This window comes from Streptomyces sp. NPDC055013, assembly GCF_053608645.1.
In genome coordinates, this window is the sequence record NZ_JBSGVW010000025.1 from 36,087 (window position 1) to 54,499 (window position 18,413).

Annotated in this window: 22 protein-coding genes; 14 read left to right on the plus strand and 8 right to left on the minus strand. The window is 65.7% G+C overall.

Going from position 1 to position 18,413, the window contains the following annotated elements:
• Positions 1-116: 116 nt before the first annotated feature.
• The 3 genes from ACWGDB_RS27185 to ACWGDB_RS27195 are packed head-to-tail and all read right to left on the minus strand — an operon-like array spanning position 117 to position 1,601.
• Positions 117-512 carry a hypothetical protein gene (locus tag ACWGDB_RS27185; protein WP_453824817.1) on the minus strand — a complete coding sequence of 132 codons (396 nt, stop codon included), beginning with the start codon at positions 510-512 and terminating at the stop codon, positions 117-119.
• 20 nt (positions 513-532) lie between these two features.
• A complete protein-coding gene (locus ACWGDB_RS27190) occupies positions 533-946 on the minus strand; it encodes an NUDIX hydrolase (RefSeq protein ID WP_453824818.1) in 414 nt (137 codons plus the stop codon).
• Positions 924-1,601: an NUDIX hydrolase gene (locus ACWGDB_RS27195; protein WP_453824819.1), complete on the minus strand. Its 678-nt coding sequence runs from the start codon at positions 1,599-1,601 to the stop codon at positions 924-926. The genes ACWGDB_RS27190 and ACWGDB_RS27195 overlap by 23 nt, the downstream gene beginning before the upstream one ends.
• Positions 1,602-2,403: 802 nt before the next feature.
• On the opposite strand from ACWGDB_RS27195, the gene ACWGDB_RS27200 reads away from it, so the two are divergent.
• The 6 genes from ACWGDB_RS27200 (at position 2,404) to ACWGDB_RS27225 (ending at position 7,010) form a co-directional block, all read left to right on the plus strand.
• The gene (locus ACWGDB_RS27200; protein ID WP_453824820.1) at positions 2,404-2,913 is read left to right on the plus strand and encodes a nucleoside-diphosphate kinase; all 510 of its coding nucleotides are present in this window, start codon (positions 2,404-2,406) and stop codon (positions 2,911-2,913) included.
• A gap of 74 nt (positions 2,914-2,987) precedes the next feature.
• Positions 2,988-3,287, plus strand: coding sequence for a hypothetical protein (locus ACWGDB_RS27205; RefSeq protein ID WP_453824821.1), 300 nt, complete (start codon positions 2,988-2,990; stop codon positions 3,285-3,287).
• Between the two features lie 151 nt (positions 3,288-3,438).
• Positions 3,439-4,020 (plus strand): hypothetical protein, encoded by a 582-nt coding sequence (locus ACWGDB_RS27210; RefSeq protein WP_453824822.1) that lies wholly within the window; start codon positions 3,439-3,441, stop codon positions 4,018-4,020.
• A 41-nt stretch (positions 4,021-4,061) separates the two neighbouring features.
• On the plus strand, positions 4,062-4,829 hold the full coding sequence (locus ACWGDB_RS27215) for a hypothetical protein (RefSeq protein WP_453824823.1): 768 nt from the start codon (positions 4,062-4,064) through the stop codon (positions 4,827-4,829).
• Entirely contained in the window at positions 4,829-6,223 is a 1,395-nt protein-coding gene (locus tag ACWGDB_RS27220) for a hypothetical protein (RefSeq protein WP_453824824.1), read from the plus strand. Before ACWGDB_RS27215 ends, ACWGDB_RS27220 begins: the two co-directional genes overlap by 1 nt.
• A gap of 85 nt (positions 6,224-6,308) precedes the next feature.
• Positions 6,309-7,010, plus strand: a complete 702-nt coding sequence (locus tag ACWGDB_RS27225; protein ID WP_453824897.1) for a class I SAM-dependent methyltransferase — start codon at positions 6,309-6,311, stop codon at positions 7,008-7,010.
• A gap of 98 nt (positions 7,011-7,108) precedes the next feature.
• Here the strand turns inward: ACWGDB_RS27225 and ACWGDB_RS27230 are convergent, their stop codons facing one another.
• The 4 genes from ACWGDB_RS27230 to ACWGDB_RS27245 form a co-directional block, all read right to left on the minus strand.
• Positions 7,109-7,702, minus strand: coding sequence for a non-canonical purine NTP pyrophosphatase (locus tag ACWGDB_RS27230; RefSeq protein ID WP_453824825.1), 594 nt, complete (start codon positions 7,700-7,702; stop codon positions 7,109-7,111).
• 17 nt (positions 7,703-7,719) lie between these two features.
• Positions 7,720-7,857, minus strand: a complete 138-nt coding sequence (locus tag ACWGDB_RS27235; protein ID WP_453824826.1) for a hypothetical protein — start codon at positions 7,855-7,857, stop codon at positions 7,720-7,722.
• A gap of 55 nt (positions 7,858-7,912) precedes the next feature.
• Complete coding sequence (aspS, locus tag ACWGDB_RS27240; RefSeq protein ID WP_453824898.1) at positions 7,913-9,235, minus strand: aspartate--tRNA(Asn) ligase; 1,323 nt, start codon at positions 9,233-9,235, stop codon at positions 7,913-7,915.
• Between the two features lie 490 nt (positions 9,236-9,725).
• Positions 9,726-10,574: a hypothetical protein gene (locus ACWGDB_RS27245; RefSeq protein ID WP_453824827.1), complete on the minus strand. Its 849-nt coding sequence runs from the start codon at positions 10,572-10,574 to the stop codon at positions 9,726-9,728.
• A gap of 83 nt (positions 10,575-10,657) precedes the next feature.
• On the opposite strand from ACWGDB_RS27245, the gene ACWGDB_RS27250 reads away from it, so the two are divergent.
• On the plus strand, positions 10,658-11,176 hold the full coding sequence (locus ACWGDB_RS27250; RefSeq protein WP_453824828.1) for a proline dehydrogenase: 519 nt from the start codon (positions 10,658-10,660) through the stop codon (positions 11,174-11,176).
• Positions 11,177-11,258: 82 nt separating this feature from the next.
• Here ACWGDB_RS27250 and ACWGDB_RS27255 read toward each other — a convergent pair whose 3' ends face one another.
• The gene (locus ACWGDB_RS27255; RefSeq protein ID WP_453824829.1) at positions 11,259-11,825 is read right to left on the minus strand and encodes an ATP-binding protein; all 567 of its coding nucleotides are present in this window, start codon (positions 11,823-11,825) and stop codon (positions 11,259-11,261) included.
• 402 nt (positions 11,826-12,227) lie between these two features.
• Here ACWGDB_RS27255 and ACWGDB_RS27260 point away from each other — a divergent pair, with 402 nt between their 5' ends.
• From ACWGDB_RS27260 to eccD, 7 genes are all read left to right on the plus strand, one after another.
• Positions 12,228-12,560, plus strand: a complete 333-nt coding sequence (locus ACWGDB_RS27260; protein ID WP_453824830.1) for a hypothetical protein — start codon at positions 12,228-12,230, stop codon at positions 12,558-12,560.
• 66 nt (positions 12,561-12,626) lie between these two features.
• Positions 12,627-12,938 carry a pore-forming ESAT-6 family protein gene (locus tag ACWGDB_RS27265; protein WP_453824831.1) on the plus strand — a complete coding sequence of 104 codons (312 nt, stop codon included), beginning with the start codon at positions 12,627-12,629 and terminating at the stop codon, positions 12,936-12,938.
• A 53-nt stretch (positions 12,939-12,991) separates the two neighbouring features.
• Positions 12,992-13,384, plus strand: coding sequence for a DUF6507 family protein (locus ACWGDB_RS27270; RefSeq protein ID WP_453824832.1), 393 nt, complete (start codon positions 12,992-12,994; stop codon positions 13,382-13,384).
• A complete protein-coding gene (locus tag ACWGDB_RS27275) occupies positions 13,381-15,792 on the plus strand; it encodes a hypothetical protein (RefSeq protein ID WP_453824833.1) in 2,412 nt (803 codons plus the stop codon). Before ACWGDB_RS27270 ends, ACWGDB_RS27275 begins: the two co-directional genes overlap by 4 nt.
• Before the next feature lie 12 nt (positions 15,793-15,804).
• Complete coding sequence (locus ACWGDB_RS27280; RefSeq protein ID WP_225994359.1) at positions 15,805-16,683, plus strand: immunity 49 family protein; 879 nt, start codon at positions 15,805-15,807, stop codon at positions 16,681-16,683.
• 34 nt (positions 16,684-16,717) lie between these two features.
• Entirely contained in the window at positions 16,718-17,011 is a 294-nt protein-coding gene (locus tag ACWGDB_RS27285) for a hypothetical protein (protein WP_453824834.1), read from the plus strand.
• Between the two features lie 31 nt (positions 17,012-17,042).
• Positions 17,043-18,407, plus strand: coding sequence for a type VII secretion integral membrane protein EccD (gene eccD / locus ACWGDB_RS27290; RefSeq protein WP_453824835.1), 1,365 nt, complete (start codon positions 17,043-17,045; stop codon positions 18,405-18,407).
• Positions 18,408-18,413: the final 6 nt, after the last annotated feature.

The following is an 18,413-nucleotide window of genomic DNA, read 5'->3' on the forward strand; positions in this document are numbered from 1 at the left end:
GCTTCGCGCCGGGTCCGGGCTGGGGGGCCCGGGGGGGACACCCGCCCCCCCCATATCCGGCCCGGGGCTTGCCCGTGTGGGGGCCGCCCGCCCAACGGGGGGCGGCCCAGAACTGCTCAAGAAGTGGATGCGTCAGCGCGCTTTGATAGTTGGCTGGCGTCGGCGAATCGGACTTCGAGGTCCGCGATGCGTTTGTCGGCGAAGCGGATGTTCTCGCGTGCGGCGGCGAGCTTGCTGGTCAGAGACTTGCTCGGGGCAGACAGCTCACGGACCTGCTTGTTCAGGGCGCCGTTGTCGGTGATGATCCGGGTGATGTCCTCCTGACTCCACTCGGTCTGGAGGTCCCGCATCTGACGGAGAAGTTCGGCGATCTGCTCGCGTTGGGCCAGGGTCTCGGCGTGGGCGGTCTTGAGGGCGGCCTCTGTGTTCAGGGCCCGCTCGCGCCAGGACGCCTCGATTTCCGCCTGCGCGGCGACACGGTCCTGGACGCGTCGCCCCGCGGCCTGGCTCATCGCCTCGGAGACCAGGAGGACTATTGAGGCAAGACCTCGTTTAGATACCGCTGGACCGGCTCATAGAGCCCGTAGGGGACGTACTCCGAGATCTCGGAGTGCGAGCACCACTCCAGCTCCGCCAGCTCATCGGGATCGGCGACGTGTGCCGTCCCTGAGAGGACCTCACAAGCCGTGTAGGACATACGCCTCTGCGTCTTCGGGTGCACCCGGCTCCCAAGTGACCGGAGTGCTTTCACCTCCAGCCCCGTCTCCTCGCGTGTCTCGCGGACGGCGGCATCCTCCTCTGCTTCCCCAGACTCGACTTCACCCGCAGGGAACTGCCAGGAGAGTTGCCCTTCCTTCACTCGTCGCCGCACCAGAAGGACGCGTCCTTCACTCACGATGACCGCTGCTGCGATTGCCGGCCGGTCATCGGTGGTCTGCTGCGTCATGTGGCTCCTCCAGAGCTGCCAGGATGGGCGGGAAGATGTTAGTGGCGGGGATGAAGCGCGTGACCGATGTTTTCGGCGCCCACATCACGTCTACGTTCTCGACGACGTCGCTGTTCGTAGCCTCGCCGGCGAGGAACTCACACAGGAAGTACTCGCACTCGACGGCCGTCACGGGGTGCAGTCGGGCGCCGAGGTTGCGGATGACAGCACAGCGCACGCCGGTCTCGTTCAGCGTCTCTCGGACCGCAGCACTGTCAGGGTGCACACCCGGTTTGATCACTCCGGCAGGAAACTGCCACGTGATCCCGGAGACTCCGTCGTCGCGGCGGCAGACCAGCAGGACCTGGTCTTCCCGCACGACCACAGCGATAGCAACCCTCAGTGGCTGAACCGAAGAGGGACCCCGGCCAGCGGCAGGCTGGTCAGGGGTGAGCATCATCGCGAACCGCTTTCGCACGGCTGGGGATGCGGTTTCGTAGACCTCATCGAGCAGCTGCTGCGTTTCACTGCGCAGTACCACGTCGGGGTTCGTGTGCCACGCCGCAACCGTCCGTGGAGCGAGGCCAAGACGTTCCGCGAAGGCCTCGTTGGTCTTCCTCAGGGCCGCCTGAAGAGCGCACGCCTGATGGCCGTTCCAGACCTCCACCACGTCCATGCCGGCCTCCTGGCACACCGCAGTCGGCGGCGTGCGTGATCACTGCACTGCGACTGCACTCTCATTGCGTCGCTGATACCTGGTGAGCTTGCCCGGGAGTCGATTCACTCAGTGCATGGACTCCCGCGCAGCATCCACAAGCCTCGACACGACGGCAAAGCCTCATGCGATAACCCGTGTTGGGCGAAGAGGCGCTCTCATCGAAGGCTAGTTGACGAGGCCCGGCGGTTCACCCGGTCACCCATCTCCTTGGCCCAGTGGCGGCCTCTGGGCCAGGAGACAGGAGTCTCCTGGCCACAGCCCGTTCCTGGCGGAGCAAGCAGGCATGTAACAGAAACTGGATCCTGGCTTCGTTGCCGCCAACCCTTCGCAGCAGACCCGGAGTTCGCGAACCACTACCACAACTACTCTGCCCGGCACTGCAATTTGAAGCACGAAGTTACGGACAGGCTGTCTGCTCAAGGGCGGCGCAGGCTGAGAGGCTCTTCGAGCGGCGGGCCTCTGGCCGTCCTGCCGGCCGCCCAGACGTCACTGATGGCGCGGACACAAAGACGCTCCTGTGTCAGGGACAAACGGAGGCGATGCCTGAACGGCGAAGGCGAGACTCACGAAAGGAGGAAGCGAGGGATGTCGTTGACGAACAAGCAACTGCTGACCTTCGAGGCAAAGCGATCAAGGTACTCGTAGGGATTGTCGATCTCAGGTGATCCCGAGGGGAGCCCTCGAAGCGCAGGTAACCTCAGGCTCATGGCGCACTGAGTGTGCGTCATATATCGCCTGCCTGAACGCTGAAAGGGAACCGATGGCCCAGGATCAGGAGCAGCCGGTGGAGCGCACTCTCGTACTGCTGAAGCCCGACGCCGTTGTGCGTGGCTTCGCAGGGAAGATCATTTCCCGATTCGAGGATGCGGCGCTCAAGATCGTCGGCATCAAGATGAAGCAGATGGACGCAGAGTTCACGCGACGCCACTACTTCGACCTCGAAGAACGCTTCGGCCCCGAGGTCTACAACATCACCGCCACGTTCATGCAGCAGGGCCCCGTCATCGCACTCGTTCTGGAAGGAGCTGACGCCGTCGCCACCGTCCGGAAGATCGTCGGCAGTACCTTCCCGAACGAGGCGCCCGCCGGCACGATCCGCGGGGACTTCTCGCACTACAGCAAGGCCGCCAGCGTCGCCTCCGGCAAGGCCGCCGCGAACCTCGTGCACGCCTCCGGCAACAAGGAGGAAGCGGATCAGGAAGTGGATCTCTGGTTCGAGAAGGACGAACTCCACGACTACCGCACCCTCGCTGAAATCTTCACTTACTAGGCGACCGCCACGTCACCAGCAGGTCGTCGCCGCGTTGAACACCATCGGGGACTCACCGGATGAGAGAGGACAACATGACCAGCGAAACCCGCGTCGCCTCCGTCGAGGAACTGGAGACCGGCTTCCAGCGGGAACTGGGCACCAACCGATGGGCAGCGGCGGAGACCGCCTTCGCGCTGGCCGTGCGGCACCGCGACGACGCCAACTGGGACCAGTCCCGAGAATGGGTACAGCAGTGCCTGCGCCTGCTGGAAGGGTTCCCGAGCGACACCGAGGAGCAGGTGGTCACCAAGCGCCTCTCAGTGGGAGGCGTCCAGCTCCCGACCTACCTCCATGACGGCGTCGTAAGAGACCGCTTCGGCGACATCGCCTGACGATCTCCGCCTGACAGGCGGCGCGGACGCCCACCAGTGCCCGCGCCGCCCGGCCCAGTGCAACAGCCGAATATCGCGACCGATCCGGACCAGCCGGGCTGTACCCCACTTGGTTCGGCTGGATTACCCGTGCCCGAACAAGGAGGACACCGTGCCTGTCGAGATCGAAATGCGCGCCCGCTTCAGCCAACAAGCCCACGATCAGCTCATCTCGCGCCTCGAACAGGACGGCGAAGATCTCGGCCGCGACGACAAGCACATCTACTTCTATGTGCTGCCCGACCAGCTGCTGAAGGTAACCGACAACATCGCCACCAACACAGCGAAGATCACTCTCAAGACCAGCAAGATCGGGCAGGGCACGGCATTCCCGGAGACCGAGATCCCCATCGCTCGCGAAGATGTGGAAGGCGCGGTCCGGGTCTTCAACGCACTCGGCTTCGAGGAAACGATGCACGAGGCGTACAACCAGCGCCGCAACTTCCGCTTCGGCGGTGTCGAGGTCGCGGTCAAGTGGAGCGAAGCGTGGGGCCACCACGCCGAGTTCGAAGTGCTCCTGGGCGACGACCCGAGCTCGGCGGCAGTCCAAGTGGCCCAGGACCGCATCAACTCCGTAGCCCGCGAGCTTGGTGTCCGGCTCATGAGTGAGGAGGAGCTTGCCGAGTTCACCGCAGCCTTCGAAGCAGCGCAGCAGACCCCCAAGCCCTGCTCCCAGGCGGCGCCCGCCACCTGAGCCAACTCGTCGCGATAGACCACCGAGAGGGGGTGGACTAGATGAGCACGACCCCGCCGGCCACCAGCCTGGTGGACCTCGCCGCACGCAAGCAGCTCCCGCACCACCAGTTCGTCGACCACGCGACGGTGCGCTGGATCGAGGAAAACCGGCCGCACCTGGTCGACGGCGCGCCGACGAAGCTCCGGGAGGCCTCGTGCGACCTCCTCAGGCGCACGGCGATACCGACGGCCTGGCTCGCAGAACCCCGCCTGCGCGATTCCCTGCACGGAGTTCGGCACGCAATGCGCACGGCCGCACTCGCGGCCCTCCTCGCCGAGGCCACCGGTCTTGATGAACGGGATACCTCCACACTGATCGTTGCTGCCGCCGTCCACGACTGCCGGCGACTCCACGACAAGGACGATCGCGGCCATGGGGCCCGCGCCGCGCAATGGCTCACCAGCCACCCGGACCTCATCTGGGAGCACTTCCACGTGCCGGTGACAGCACCAGCCGTCTCTCAAGCCGCCACTTCCGTTCGTCTCCACGACGTGCCATACGCGGATTTCACCGCGGAAGACGAAGCCGACTACTCGCGTACCCGGGAAGTCAGCGATCTCGTGAAGGCTGCCGACGCACTAGACCGCTACCGGCTGCCGAAGCTCAGCTGGTGGCCAGATCCACAACACGTACGCGTCGAAGCATTCGACCGGCTCCGCGCAGCCGCCTTCGATCTCGTCCTCTGGTCCGAAGCTGGCCACCTGGCGGGACTCGACAGCGCGGACGCTGTCTTCAAAGCCCTTGAACGTCGGGAGCTGATCGGCTGATGGACTTCCTCGACGCGTACCACCTGTGGGCCGACGCCCACGAGTTCTACGAGGCGTCGATCGTCCCCAACCCCGCCGAAGCTACCGACCCGCTGGCTGAGCAGACCGCTGCCTGGGAAGCCCGCCTGGCCGAGGAGACCCCGCACGGCGCTCTCCTGCGCAGCAACGCCCTCTTCGACGCCCTCAACAGCAGCACCAAGCTGCACCTGCTGCACGTGACCCATGCTCTGGAGGAGATCAACGAGCACGGCGTGCTGTACCCCTCGGGGGGCTGCCTCGTCGGCAGCATCTACTGCGCCCCGCTCACCGCGGCCGACCAGGGCTTCCGAATGCACAACCTCGCCTCGTACGTCCTCAACCGGGAGGCCCCGGCCTTCCTGAAGAGGGTCGGCAAGCCCGAGGCGACGCCCACTCCGCTGCTCTTCGAGATTGACGTGCCACGCCAGGCATACCGCGGCCTCGCCGGCGTCGACTACCTGCGTCTCGGCGCCATCCATCTGAGCATCTACAGCCACCTCGAATACCTGCTGTCCAAGGCCGAACGGCACCAGTTGCGCGAGACGATCACCAGCCGGACGAAGAACTCCGCCAGTTTCCTCGCCCTTGCCTCGACGATCGCCCACACAGGCGCCACCGTCGCAGCCGAGTCGTTCCTCCAGTTACTCGACGAGACCATCCCTCGCCTGCCAATTCTCGGCTACGTCTATTTCGAAGCGCTCGCCGAGTACCTGATGCTCCACTCCACCAGCGACGAGACCCGGCGCCTGGCTGAACTCGGCGAGTTCAACAACTGGCTCTACAAAGAGATGATCTTCTCCTCCGAACTGGCCATGGCCGGCAAGTTCGACCTCGCCAAGTTCCGCCCTTCCCCCCACAAGCTCGGCAGCCTCCTCGCGCAGGTAGACCGGACGATCGATCCGCAGCACGCCCGGCACTACCTGATGGAACGCATCAGCTACCTCGTCGCCGCCCGCCTCTTCACCCCCGGCCAGGTCCCGGAGGAGTGGCGACACACCCGGTGGGAGTTCGACAGCCTGGCCACTCACCTCGGCCCGCTGCTAGGCCACCTCATCCACCGCGAGCTGCGGACCTTCGGCCGATACCCCGACTTCTACTTCTACTTCGACCAGCACAAGGCGCTCCAGGCCTGGAACTACTGGAACCACATGGACATCATCACGCCCTTCAACGGCACGATCCCGAAGGGCGAGATCGGCATCAACCCCGCCTACCCCGATCTCGAGTACCGGGTCTGGCACGCCGAACAAGACGACGCCGGGCGACTACACCCGAGGGAGCAGCTGAACGTGACCATCGCTCCGCGGCTCGTCGACATCAAGTACACCCTGATGCGCAACAACCGGTCAGCGAGTCCGTCACCGACGGCCGCCTGAAGGAAACGCGCCCGAACGCGACGACCCCGAGGAGATCACCGTGACGCCCCAGCAGAACATCGAGACAGCCAGCCCGGACCAGGTCATGGAGCAGATAACGCAGCTGCTGCGACAGCCGACCACGACACACGGCCTTGCCCGGGCTCTGCGCGCCACCGTCAAGGAGCTCGAACTCCACCGCACGCACCGCGCCAGTCAGAAGGCATGGCCTGACGGCCGTATCGACGACACGCCCCGCAAGGTGCAGATCGGCGGAGGAGCCCACCGAATCGCCGGCTTCTTCAACATCGACGCCGTACCACCCGCAGACCTGCTGTGGGACGTACGAGAAGGCATACCGCTCCGCGACGCGTCCGTCGACGAACTGTTCTCCGAACACTTCCTGGAGCACATCGACTACCCCCGCTCAGCCAAGCACTACGCCCGTGAAGCCCACCGTGTACTCGCCGTCGGCGGCCGACTCATCACCGGCGTACCCGACGCCGCGTTCGTGCTGGCCCAGTACCCGGAGGGCACCGCTGACAGCGCCGAAATGATCAAGAAGTGGTACGGGAAACGGGACTGCCTCGACGACATCAACACACACCTCGACCTGATCAACTACGTCTTCCGCGACCAGGACGACGACCCCACCTACAACCCGCACTACTGGGCCTATGACCACGACAAGCTCGTCCAGCTCTTCACCGAGGCGGGGTTCACCACGGTTGAGCCCTGGAACTTCGACCCGCAGATCGCCAACCCGAAGCGCCAGTGGGGCAGCGTCTACGTTATCGCGACCAAGTAGCTGCTGGGCTGTCGGGCAGCAGGAGCTGACAGCGCCGCACCGTCGGCGGCAGGGCGTACGTCGGACAAATCACGGAGCGTCGGGCACCGTCAGAGCGGTCACCGGTTCCCAGACAGCCAGGCGCCCAGCGCGGCGACCACCGAGTCCGCCCGCCACTCGGCGAATACCTGCTCCTGTTCAGAGGGCGGCAGGGCCGCGAGCGTCGACGTGGCGCCCTCGGGGACGAAGATCGACCACAGATCCGACCAGGACCGCGGCCCGTCACCGCGATCGGGGGCAGAGGCGATGGAGCCGGGCTTCCGGGAGTCGTCCGCGAAGGTGTGGAGTTCGCCTCGCTCGTCGGCGTACACAGCGGCACTCGCGAAACGGCACGTTCGCTTCTCCGTGAGGTCTGCCAGGTGCGTGAACCCGCCGGGCCCGAACGCTTCGAGTGCCTGCTTGACCATGGGCCCGGGCCAGCCGCCGAACTCCTCGATGTAGAACCCTGAGTCCTCGACAAACAGCGGTCGTCCGAGGACCGCGAAGGCCTGTCGGGCCTTGTGCTGCGCGATTTCCGCGACGGACGTCGTCTGGATCTCGTCCAGCTCCAATGCCACCTGCTCCACCTCAATACCCCAAGGCGCGAGATGTTCCTGAGCCGTACGGAACTTCCCTGAGTTCCCCGTGCACATCGCCACCTTGATATCCGACATGAGCCGTAGACCCTTTCTCAGAGAGGAGCATCCACGCCCCCTGCCGGGATGGTCGACGCTGCGAACGCCATCGCTGTGCTGGGGGACATGACGTGGAAGTGATCATTGTGGACCTGGCTGATGATCAGCCGCAGCGACTTCTTGGAGCGGAGCACGCCCCCACCATCGTGTGATCAACATTGGACAGTGATGATGGAGGCGGCCCATCCGCTACGGCGTGAGCCTGTTCGGCCCCCTGAACAAGAATGTGGCCTCCCGGATCGAGTCGAGGCCGAGCATCACCATCAGTACCCGGCCCAGGCCCATGCCCAGGCCGCCGTGGGGCGGGCACCCGTAACGGAAGACGTTCAGGTAGTCCTGCATCGGCTCGGTCCCCATACCCTTCTGCGCGGCTTGCTCGAGCAGCACGTCGTAGCGGTGCTCCCGCTGCGCGCCTGTCGTAACCTCCAGCCCCTTCCACAGCAGGTCGAAGCTGAGTGTCACGTCCGGGTCGTCCGCCGCCCGCATGTGGTAGAAGGGCCGGACACTCTTCGGGTAGCGGGTGACGAACACCCACTCGTGCCCGGTCTGCTCCTGGACGTACGAGGCGATCCCGCGCTCGCCCTCCGGGTCGAGATCCTCCTTCACGCCCGCCGGGTCCCAGCCCTTCGCTCGCAGGATCTCCTGCGCCTCAGCCATCGTGATCCGCGGGAACGGCGCTGTCGGCACCGTGACCTCGACTCCGAACGTCTCCAGGACCGCCTCCCCATGCGCGTCGGCGACCCTCGCGACCGCGTGCATGAGCATCCGCTCCTCGAACGCCATCACGTCCTCGACCCCGTTGATCCACGCCAGTTCCACGTCTACGCCGGTGAACTCCGTCGCGTGCCGGGAGGTGAACGACGGCTCGGCACGGAAGACTGGCCCGACCTCGAAGACCTTGTCGATTCCCGCCGCGATCGCCATCTGCTTGAAGAACTGCGGCGACTGGGCCAGGTAGGCGGAGCGATCGAAGTAGCCGAGCTGGAACACCTCAGCTCCGGACTCCGATGCGGTGCCCATCAGCTTCGGGGTGTGCATCTCGGTGCAGCCCTGCCCGTAGGCGTACTCGCGCATCCCCTGCTCGAGCGTGGTCTGCACGGCAAACAGCAGTTGCGCCTGGCGACGGCGGCGTACGTCCAGGAACCGCCAGTCCAAGCGGTGTTCCAGGCCGGTGTGCTCATCGATCGGCAGCGGCGTCTCGGCTCGGTTCAGGACCTCGACCGTCTCCGGGGTGATCTCCAGGCCTCCGAGTTTCACAATCGGGTTATCAGCGACCCGACCGGTGATCCGGACGGCGGACTCTGGGGTGAGCCCCTGCAGGGTGGCCTCAATCTCGTCGCCTTCGCCGCCACGCTGGTGGGTGATCTGCACCATGCCGGTGTGGTCACGAACGACGACGAACTGCATCTTGCTCAGCAGACGGAGCGTGTTTACCCAACCAGACACGGACACGACCTGCCCTACGTATCGTGGCAGGTCGGATACCAGTACACGGTTAGTCGTATGGATCATCGCAGCCCTCCCAGGGGCGTCGTCATGATCCCTTGGGGGCGCGGACGAGAAGGGTACTCGCGGTGCCACCGCGCCTTCACCGCCACTCCACAGCGGCGGCCTCATTCGTGCCCGGTGACGGGGGCCAACCGGCGGGGCATTGGGCAATCAAGCCGTTCCTCCCCGCGCTCAGGAGGGTCTTCGCCTCGGGGCACGAGGCTGCTTTTCCAGCTACCAGCAGCTCTCTCGACTCGCGCCATCCCGCGGCTACTCGTCTCCGTCAACGCGTTACAACGGAGGATAACGGGACTGCGCCAGAGGCGACAGCGAGATCATTGCGAGCCGCCGACCAATGTCACCATGGCGCCCCATCGCAGCGACCGTGGATACCGCACGCCCCGCGGCACATGCAGCCGCCGACAAGCCGTATCCGACCGCAACATCCAGGTCCTCTGACGGGACTGGGTTGATCTCGGACCAATGAGGGGTTCCTCTACGATCAGGCCACACCTCATCCGGTCCGCAGTTCGGCCACAAGCCGTTCCGTCTCCATCTGGGCGAGTCCCAGCCGGGAGTCATCCGGGTCAGCATGCGGACCCACAATCGAGGTACAGAAGAACAGCGCCATCAGCCTTCCGTCCCGGCTTTCCAAGTCGTGGCGCCTCTCACGGCGCAAACGCGCGGCCAACTCCGGGATGGCAAGCGAGTTCCCCCACAGCCAGGCAGCGTCCAGTCCGCGCGGAGCCATCCCCCAGTCTTCCCAATCGAACAGACAGAACTGCGGTGCTGTCACGTTCGCCCAAGTGAGATCCGCGTGCGCCGGCGCCCACTTCCTGATCGTCGTGTCGAGGACGCTCGGGAACACAGCCTGGATGGACTCCGTGACCCGGGCTTGGGTGACGGTCACGGTGTCCGGCGTAGCAACGCGCGTCGTGTGGTGCGCCGCAAGCGCATCGAGCGAGGCGTTCAGCGCCGCCCACCACTCATCCGGAAGTGCCAAAGCCACACCCGGATTCACCGGGGCTCCGGGGAGAAGCGCGGTCTCATCGGCGCGCCACATGACCGCATCAGCAGCGTCACCCCAGACGACGCCTCCGAGCCAGGCAGGCTTCTCGATCCCATCCAGCAATGCGGCGCACTCGGCACCGTTCCACCCCTGGCCTTCGATCTTGTCGAACGGCCGGCGCTCGATCCGGACCCAGGTGTCACGGTCCGTACGCGCCCCGACCGTCCGGCGTTTACGCACCATCGTGTCCCGGTCGAGACGCACCTGAAAGGAACGCTCCACTCGCTCGAGTACCGGGTCGACGGGCTGGTGCCGTAAGTCGACGGGAGTGGCGGTGGGCAACGGGGCTGTCATATGACTCCTCGGCTGTTGTAGCGAGACGTTAGCAACGAAGGCCCGACGTACTGGATGAGCGACGTGACCAGCAAACTGGGCACATGGACGCAGGACTCGCTGCCTTGCTCGGTGCCGCCGTCGGTTCCCTTGCGACCCTTGGAGCCGCGATCGTGAACGGCCGGGCACAGGCACGATCTCAACACGATCAGTGGCGCCGCCAGCACCGCCGCGATGCATACGCCAGCTACCTCAGCTCCCTCCATGACCGCGACATCGCTATGGACGCCATCTTCGACGCGCTGCGTTCAGACGAACCCGATCTACCCGACGTCGACGAGAAGATACGCCGCTTCGTCATGCTGGCGCGGGAGGTCCATCGCGCCGTCGAGGTCGTCATCCTCGAAGGGCCGACTTCCGTCGTGGAAGCCGCCGAACGAGTGACCCACGCCTCCAGCGATCTATCACAGGTCATGCGCCGGATGGCCGAGGACGCCCGTGCGCGAGACACCATCCGCAAAGCTGAAGACTCAGCCCTGGCTGCCGAAAGAGAACGAATCCTCTACCAAGCAGTCAAGGACTTCCGTCTCGCAGCCAGCAGGACCCTTGGCAACACGGGCTGACACGCGCGCTCATAACTGGCCCACCCGGGACCGCCGGCAGAACGCTGAGGCGACGTTCAACCTGAGTCGTTAAGCGTCAACCTCAGGCAGCTTGATGTTGCTCCCCAGCCGTTGCTGGGTTGAACGACGGCCCCGAGTTGACCGGCGATGCCACGCGTGTCTGGTGATCGGTTCGTCCCACGGCAGCTGCACGCGTACGAGGTGAGGACAGCGCATCCACGGACCTGTTGCCCAGGCCCTCGGTAGAGGGTTCGGGCGTGATCTCAAACCATGTCGTCTTGCCGCAGGGTTCCGGTTGCGTCCCCCAGGCATCTGCCAAGGCGTCCACAAGCAGAAGGCCCCGGCCGCTCTCGTCGTTCGGTCCAGCCTCAACGGCGCTCGGCAACGACGGGTCGGTATCCGTGACTTCAATACGCAGCCGTTCGTCGATTCGCGTCACAGCGACATCGCACGGTGCGCCTGAGTGCAGGACGGCGTTGGCGATCACCTCGCTCGCCAGCAACTCGACGGTTTCCAACGTATCCCCTGAAACGAGGAGACCCAAGTCCTGGGCCAACACTGCGACTTGGCGGCGCGCGGACGGGACAGCGTCGACAGCAGCCGCAACCGTGAATCCGTACGTCGGACGTTCGGCATTGCTACGTGCCATGACGACAACCTCACCTTGGTAGTGACCTCAGTGAGCGGAAGCCTTCCATCCGACAAGAGACATGAGAGGACAGTCTGTGCGTAGGCACCCCAGGCAAGACGCCTTGACGCTCCGGCTAGTTGTGGTAGCGCCGGGCTATCTCACATGGTCGACGCCGGGAGTCACGTCGCGGACACCGTACCCGGCCAAGCCTCTCTTCAGACCTCCTCCCTGGCCTCTCTCAACTTCGGTATTCAAGACCGCTCATGAGCTGGATCACGCCACAGGGGCCTCTCCCCGCGTTGCGCCTGCAACACGTGATGCGAGAGCATGTTCGACGTTCTGTAAGTCACGCGTGACACACGATTGCGCCGTGGCGATCGAGCAAACCGCAGTGCACGGCACACGTACGGGGGTGGATAGATGAAGTTCGACATGGGGTCAACGACCCTGTCGGAACTCGGGAAGAGCACCGTCGGCTCGGGCGAGGATCTGGGCTCGATGATCCAGTTGCTGATCCAGGCGGCGGAGCCACTGGAGGGGAAGTTCAACGGGGCGGGCAAGGCCTCGTTCGACACCTTCAAGATCCATGCGGACGAGATCACGGACGCGCTGAACAGTTCACTCAGCGCGATCCTGGGCGGTCAGTCCGGCATGGACACCGCGTTTGGCACCGGTGACGTGGAGTTGGAAGACAACGCCAACCAGAACATGGGCGCCGCCAACTTCGACGCGGCCCGATTCGGCGCACGCTAGCTGCACAAGCGCACACGCGCTCTTCCGTCGAAATCACCTTCACCGTCCTCAAGGGGGAACTTGACGATGCCTCAGAACCAGGACCGCCGTTCGTACGACACCGGCGCCTCCAGCGAAGTCCAGATCAGCCTGCAGGGCATCATCGGCCAGTTGGAGCGCGTGCTGACCGACCGTGAGCGCGCGGTGAAGGCCGCGATGGCCGACTTCGCCGCGGATGGCGTGGCCGACGAGTACCACGGTAAGGAGATGCGCTGGCACCGTGCCGCCGGCGAGGTCCGCGAGATCATCCGCCTGGTGCGCACGACGATGGAGCAGAACGACGGGACCGCGCAGTCGACCCTGACCAGGGCGAAGGCGGCCGTCGACAACATCGGCTGACATCGGACGCGCAGCGGTAGCAGGAGCGGGGAGAGGAAAGCGGGGGCTGGCGCATGCCGAGGTGGAACGTATCTCCGTCCGGGGTCGGAAGTGTGGTCTCGAATGTCGGAGAGGTCATGAAGGTCCTGGACGACATCGTCCAGGCGTACGCGAAGGACCTGGAGGGCGCGGCCACCGCAGCCGGGACTCTCGCTCCGGGCGGAGCGAGCGGGGAGCACAAGGGGCAGACCGGGCTGGTGGCCGCCGCAATTGCAGAGTTCATCGAGGGCACAGCCGACGAGCTGAAGTTCATCGGCACACGCGTCGGCAAGACAGTCAACGGCGCAGTGGAGGCCACCGTCGCGTACCAGGAGGGCGACCTGGATATGGCGGCCGAGGTGCAGCGGCGGGCGTCCGGGGTGGTCATGCCTGACATGCCGGTCGGCTGGAAGGCGGGCCGTCTGTGATCCAGCCGGAATCCATTCCGCTGTTCACCGGCGATCTCGGCCAGTTGGAGCAGCACACCGACGCTCTGCGGGTCGAGGCGGACGGCATCCGCCAGGCCGGCGCGGAGGCCCACCGCCAGTTCCAGGGGCTGTCGGCCTTCTACGAGGCACCGGAGGCGGAGAGGCTGTTCGCGTCCACCGCGCCGGCACGTGATGGCGCGGACTCCTTCGCGGACAAGGTCGCCACCGTCGCCGATGCCTTGTCGACGTACGCCGCCGAAGTCGCGCCGATCATCAAGCGGTTGGAGCGCCTGCAGACCAAGGCGACCGCGTTCGTGGCAGGACTCAAGACGCCCACCGGGGAGTTCGACGAGAACTGGACTGATGACGCGGACAAGGTCGAGCAGCACCAGGCGCTGATGCACGACGTGAACGTCGCGCAGGCCGCGTTCACGGCCGCCGAGATCGACTGTAATAACAAGATCACGGCACTGGTGGGCGGCACCCAGTACGTCATGAACACCGGCGCCAAGCAGTTCATGCCACTTGGCGCGGAACTCTATGGCTACAGCGCCGAGGTGCTGGACCAGGCCAAGGAACTTCCCTGGGGCACCCCGGTTACCCAGTCCCACGACTGGTGGGACCCGGACGACCTCGGCTACTACGCCAAGAGCTTCTTCTGGGACGGGTTCATCGTCGACAACGTCTGGGGCACCATCGACGGCCTCGCGACCCTCGTCGGCGTCCATGGCTCGGACGAGGCGGGACAGGCCTGGGAAGGCGTGGTGCGGGCGATAGTCGGGGCCGAGACCTATCTCATGGAGTCCGGTGGCAAAGAGCCGACGGGTGTCTTCGCGACCGACTTCGCCCAGGACAGCAAGGCCTACGCCAAGGAGTTCGGCAAGTCCTTCGTCGCCTGGGACATGTGGAAGGAAAACCCGGCCCGAGCTGCGGCCACCGTCGTCTTCAACGGGCTCACCCTGGGCGCCGGCCCTCTCAAGGTCGCCTCCGCGGGCAAGGCGGGCACCGCCGCCAAGGTGGCCACCACGGTCGCGAAGGTCGGCGACGTGATCGACCCGGTCGGCGCCGCGGTCAAGGTGACGGGGCACGCCGTACCTACCATCGCCAAGGTCGCAGAGAACTTGAGCGGAGTGAACAGCGTCCCCGACCTGCGTGCTCCGCACAGCGTCTTGGAACTCGACGACGGCTCCAAGGTCGTCATCGAGAACGGCGAGTTCATCCCCTACAACAAACAAGGCAACGTCGTCAGCGACGCACCGAAGGCGGAACATTCCACCGCTACCGGGGATACGCCGGAGGAGTTGGCAGGGCGCGAGCGAGAACTTGCAGGAGTAGGTGGCAGGTCACAGTCACCGCAGGCATCCACGCACACAGGCGGCGGATCCGCCGGAACAACAACCGATACTGGTGGCAGCGTTCAAGGACACACCTCGCATGCATCGTCGCCCCGCCAAGGAACAGGCGATGCCAACGGGTCCGGTAGCGGCCACGAGCCGTCAAGATCTGCCGCGAGGTCAAGCGGTTCAGATCCCAATTCCGGAGGAACGAATTCCGCCGGAGACCGGGACCTCACCGCCGAGGAACGAAAGCGCATCCGGGACGAGCACGTTTGGAAGGCCAACAACGACCCGGCCTGGCGCGAAGAACACTATGACGCCCTCGACCGACGCAAGGAAGCCGCAAGGATCGTTGACGGAGTCGAGTTGCCCATCCTCGCCCGGGACGGGAACGGCAAGCTGGTAGCCAAGAACGACCTGCCGAGCGGGCCGTCTGACGTCAAGTACGGCCGGACGCCGCTGGGGCCGGACTCGGCCGACCCCGTGCATCGTCCCGAGCTCGACAGGCTCGCGAAAGACCGCAAGGTGGCCGGGAAGCTCACCGACGCGACAAAGGCAGTCGAGGAAGCCCCCACACACGAAGCGCACGAGGCCCTCAAAAGAGCACAGGAGGCATACGCCGAGCAGCTCGGCGACGTGCCCAACAACAGCAAGATATCCGAGAAGCTGGGCGAGAAGGCCGCTGAGCTGCACGTGGTTCCGCATGAGTTCCCAGGCGCCGAGTGGGTGCCACTTCCCAAGACGCCCAATGGCGCCGACATGTTCGACCAGGTGTACAAGCTTGGCGATGACGGCGGTTTTGTGATCGTCGAAGCGAAGGCACCCTCGGCGGACCTCGGCTGGCGCAGAGGTGCAGGCCCCTACGAGGGCATGATGGTCAAACAGGGCACCAAGGAATATTTCTACACAATTCTTGAAAAGATGTGGGCGCGAGGCGGGAAAGACACCGAGATCGCCAACGCCCTCGAAGACGCCCTGGAAGACGGAAAGCTGCAGTACGTCCTGGTGAAGGCGAATGAGAACCCGGGGTCCTACGCTGGTGCTGTGATGGAATACTTCAAGATCCGTTAGAGGAGGGGTTCAGTGGTCACGAGCGTTCCGCGCCATGGCTTCCGCACGGACAACGCGGCCGAGGCCATGGCGCCGCTCATCGATGGGACGCGTCGGGTTCTCGACCGGATGGAACGGTCGGAGATGTCCCGCCACCGGGCGCTGAGCAGCACCCTGACCATGGCGAAGTGGCACTGCCTGACGGATCCCGAAGCAGCGAAGCTTGAGACGTGGGAGGCCTGGGTCACAGCGATGCAGGTCGGCTGTGCTCTGTTCGACTCGGCCACGGCCGCCGAGGGACCCGTACCGTGCCGGATCGGGAGCGCGGGCGAGGTGAAGAACCTGCCTGCGACAGGGCCGACGCCTTATACGCATGCGGGGGCGTGGCTCACGTCGGTCTATCTGGCGACGATCTGCCGTGAGAACGACCGTCTCGATCGACTGATGCGGGTACCTGTGTCGTTTCTGCGTGAGTCCGTTCCCGAGGGGGCGGTTTTCGATGACTACGTCTACGACTGGGTAGAGGCTCTCCAGAGCTACTGGGCCGGTCGAGCCACGGAGATGTGGGACAAGCTGGTAGCGGCGGTCAAAGGCACCGATCCCGAGCGGGATGGCGTCGTTGACAAGGAAATGATGCTGAAGATCCTTTATCCGCCGCTCGAACTCTTCCATCGCTTCCAGCTGCGGGAAACCGAGCAGTTCAACAACGCACTGGTTGATGCCGTCACCGGGCACAAGCAGTACTGGGCCGGCGACGAGGCGCGTGTCCTGAGCGGTGACGGCCTAGTGGCCCTCGCTCCCCTCGCTTTGGCCTGTATGGCTTACGACAACGAATTCCCGATCGAGGTCGAGTCCGAGTACTTGCCCAAGCATCTGCTGAGGCGTTCATGGGTCGGCGAGTTCGAGACGTGATCCACGTTCTCCGCGAGACAGGCGGCCGAAGACCGTGACGGCTCAGGACTACGACAACCAGTTGCTGGAGTCGGTGTCCGTCCGCCGACGGCGCATTCGGGACGCCCTGCTCTTCGGCGCCCAGCGCCAGCGGCGTTCCACCGACGAGAGGTTGGGGAAGCTGTTCGTCGGCGTAGTGATCGCGGCGGTGGTGTGCGCGGGGTGTGTGGGGTGGTCGTTCGTGTCGCATCGGGTCATCGGGAAGAGCCCGTACGGGGCTTCAGTGCCGTCATCCCAACCGTCCGGATCGCTGTCGCCCTCGCCCTCCGGGGCCTCTACCGCCCGGTGATAGGTTCGAACGCGTGATACCCACGGGGACTTTGAGCCGTTCAGCGACCGGCCGGCGTACGGCGCTCAGCCGGGTCACCCTGGTCGGCGAGCGACGCCGGGTCGACCTCGTACTGCCATCGCTGGAGCCGGTCGGGGTTCTCCTGCCGGAGATCATGCGGTTGCTGGACGACCGTGTGGGCGCGAGCCCCGAGTTGCGGCATCTGGTCACTGCGGACGGCTCCGCGCTGGCGCCCGACGCTTCACTGGAGTCGGCGGCCGTGCCCGACGGGGCTGTGTTGCGGCTGGTGCGCGTGGAGGACGCGCCGTCGGCTCCTGTCGTGCACGACGTGAGCAACGAAGTCGCCGACGATCTGGACGTGCGGGCGTGGCGGTGGCGTCCTGCGGTGCGCAGGGTTGTCGCCGGGCTCGCCACCCTGTGCTGGGCGGTCACCACCGGGATCGTGGCACGCAGGGAGTTTGATCTGTCGGCGATCGGTGCCGGGCTCCTTGTTGTAGCGAGCGTGGGTGCGCTCGCCGGTGTGCTGTACGGGCGCGCCCGGCGGCACGGGCTTGCCACCACGTTGATCGTCACTGCCGGTGCTCTGGGTGTTCTCGGTGCCTGGACCTGCGCTGACGCCTACGACTGGTCCGGCGCGCTGCGGCTCGCGTCTCTCGCCGTGCCCCTGGCGGTCGCGCTGTTGCTCGCCGGATGGGTGACGCCGCTGGGTCGCGGGGCGCTGATCGGGGCCGGGGCAGTTGCTGGGTGCCTGGTGCTGTGGGAAGCGGCCATCGCTCTCCAGGGCGGCGCCGGGAGCATGGCCGGGCAGGCCCGGGCCGGCGCTCTGCTCGCCGTCACCTGCGTCGTCGCCCTGGGCGTGCTGCCGCGCCTGGCGTTGATGGCGTCGGGGCTGACCGGACTGGATGACCGTCGTACGGGTGGGGCGTCGGTGAGCCGGTACCAGGTGACCACCGCGCTCGCGGCCACCCATCGCGGGCTGGCGATCGCGACCGTCGTGCTGGCCGCCTCGGCGGCCGCGGCCGGAATCATGGTGCTGCGTTCGGTTTCGGTGTGGACGGTGCTGCTCGGTGTCGTGGTCATGGTGGCGCTCGGGCTGCGGGCGCGTGCATTTCCGCTCACCGCCGAGGTCGTAGTGCTGCTGGTGGCCGCGAGCGTCGTCGCGGTGCGGCTCGTCGTGCTGTGGCTGGAGCACACCGGGGCGGTCGGCCCCGTCGCCGTACTGGCCCTGCTCGCGGTCGTCCCTCTCGTGGTGCTGAGCGTGGAGCCCGCCGAGCATGTGCAGGTGCGGCTGCGGCGCGTCGGCGACGCCCTGGAGTCGGTCGCCGTGATCGCCATGCTTCCTCTGGTCATCGGCGTGTTCGGGGTGTACGGGCGGCTGCTCGGCACCTTCGCGTGAGGACAC

What these genes read in the sequence shown, in the direction of transcription:
- ACWGDB_RS27185 (WP_453824817.1), bottom strand. Translation starts at nt 512, where the DNA reads ATGAGCCAGGCCGCGGGGCGACGCGTCCAGGACCGTGTCGCCGCGCAG.
- ACWGDB_RS27190 (WP_453824818.1), bottom strand. Translation starts at nt 946, where the DNA reads ATGACGCAGCAGACCACCGATGACCGGCCGGCAATCGCAGCAGCGGTC.
- ACWGDB_RS27195 (WP_453824819.1), bottom strand. Translation starts at nt 1,601, where the DNA reads ATGGACGTGGTGGAGGTCTGGAACGGCCATCAGGCGTGCGCTCTTCAG.
- ACWGDB_RS27200 (WP_453824820.1), top strand. Translation starts at nt 2,404, where the DNA reads ATGGCCCAGGATCAGGAGCAGCCGGTGGAGCGCACTCTCGTACTGCTG.
- ACWGDB_RS27205 (WP_453824821.1), top strand. Translation starts at nt 2,988, where the DNA reads ATGACCAGCGAAACCCGCGTCGCCTCCGTCGAGGAACTGGAGACCGGC.
- ACWGDB_RS27215 (WP_453824823.1), top strand. Translation starts at nt 4,062, where the DNA reads ATGAGCACGACCCCGCCGGCCACCAGCCTGGTGGACCTCGCCGCACGC.
- ACWGDB_RS27220 (WP_453824824.1), top strand. Translation starts at nt 4,829, where the DNA reads ATGGACTTCCTCGACGCGTACCACCTGTGGGCCGACGCCCACGAGTTC.
- ACWGDB_RS27225 (WP_453824897.1), top strand. Translation starts at nt 6,309, where the DNA reads ATGGAGCAGATAACGCAGCTGCTGCGACAGCCGACCACGACACACGGC.
- ACWGDB_RS27230 (WP_453824825.1), bottom strand. Translation starts at nt 7,702, where the DNA reads ATGTCGGATATCAAGGTGGCGATGTGCACGGGGAACTCAGGGAAGTTC.
- aspS (WP_453824898.1), bottom strand. Translation starts at nt 9,235, where the DNA reads ATGATCCATACGACTAACCGTGTACTGGTATCCGACCTGCCACGATAC.
- ACWGDB_RS27245 (WP_453824827.1), bottom strand. Translation starts at nt 10,574, where the DNA reads ATGACAGCCCCGTTGCCCACCGCCACTCCCGTCGACTTACGGCACCAG.
- ACWGDB_RS27250 (WP_453824828.1), top strand. Translation starts at nt 10,658, where the DNA reads ATGGACGCAGGACTCGCTGCCTTGCTCGGTGCCGCCGTCGGTTCCCTT.
- ACWGDB_RS27255 (WP_453824829.1), bottom strand. Translation starts at nt 11,825, where the DNA reads ATGGCACGTAGCAATGCCGAACGTCCGACGTACGGATTCACGGTTGCG.
- ACWGDB_RS27260 (WP_453824830.1), top strand. Translation starts at nt 12,228, where the DNA reads ATGAAGTTCGACATGGGGTCAACGACCCTGTCGGAACTCGGGAAGAGC.
- ACWGDB_RS27265 (WP_453824831.1), top strand. Translation starts at nt 12,627, where the DNA reads ATGCCTCAGAACCAGGACCGCCGTTCGTACGACACCGGCGCCTCCAGC.
- ACWGDB_RS27270 (WP_453824832.1), top strand. Translation starts at nt 12,992, where the DNA reads ATGCCGAGGTGGAACGTATCTCCGTCCGGGGTCGGAAGTGTGGTCTCG.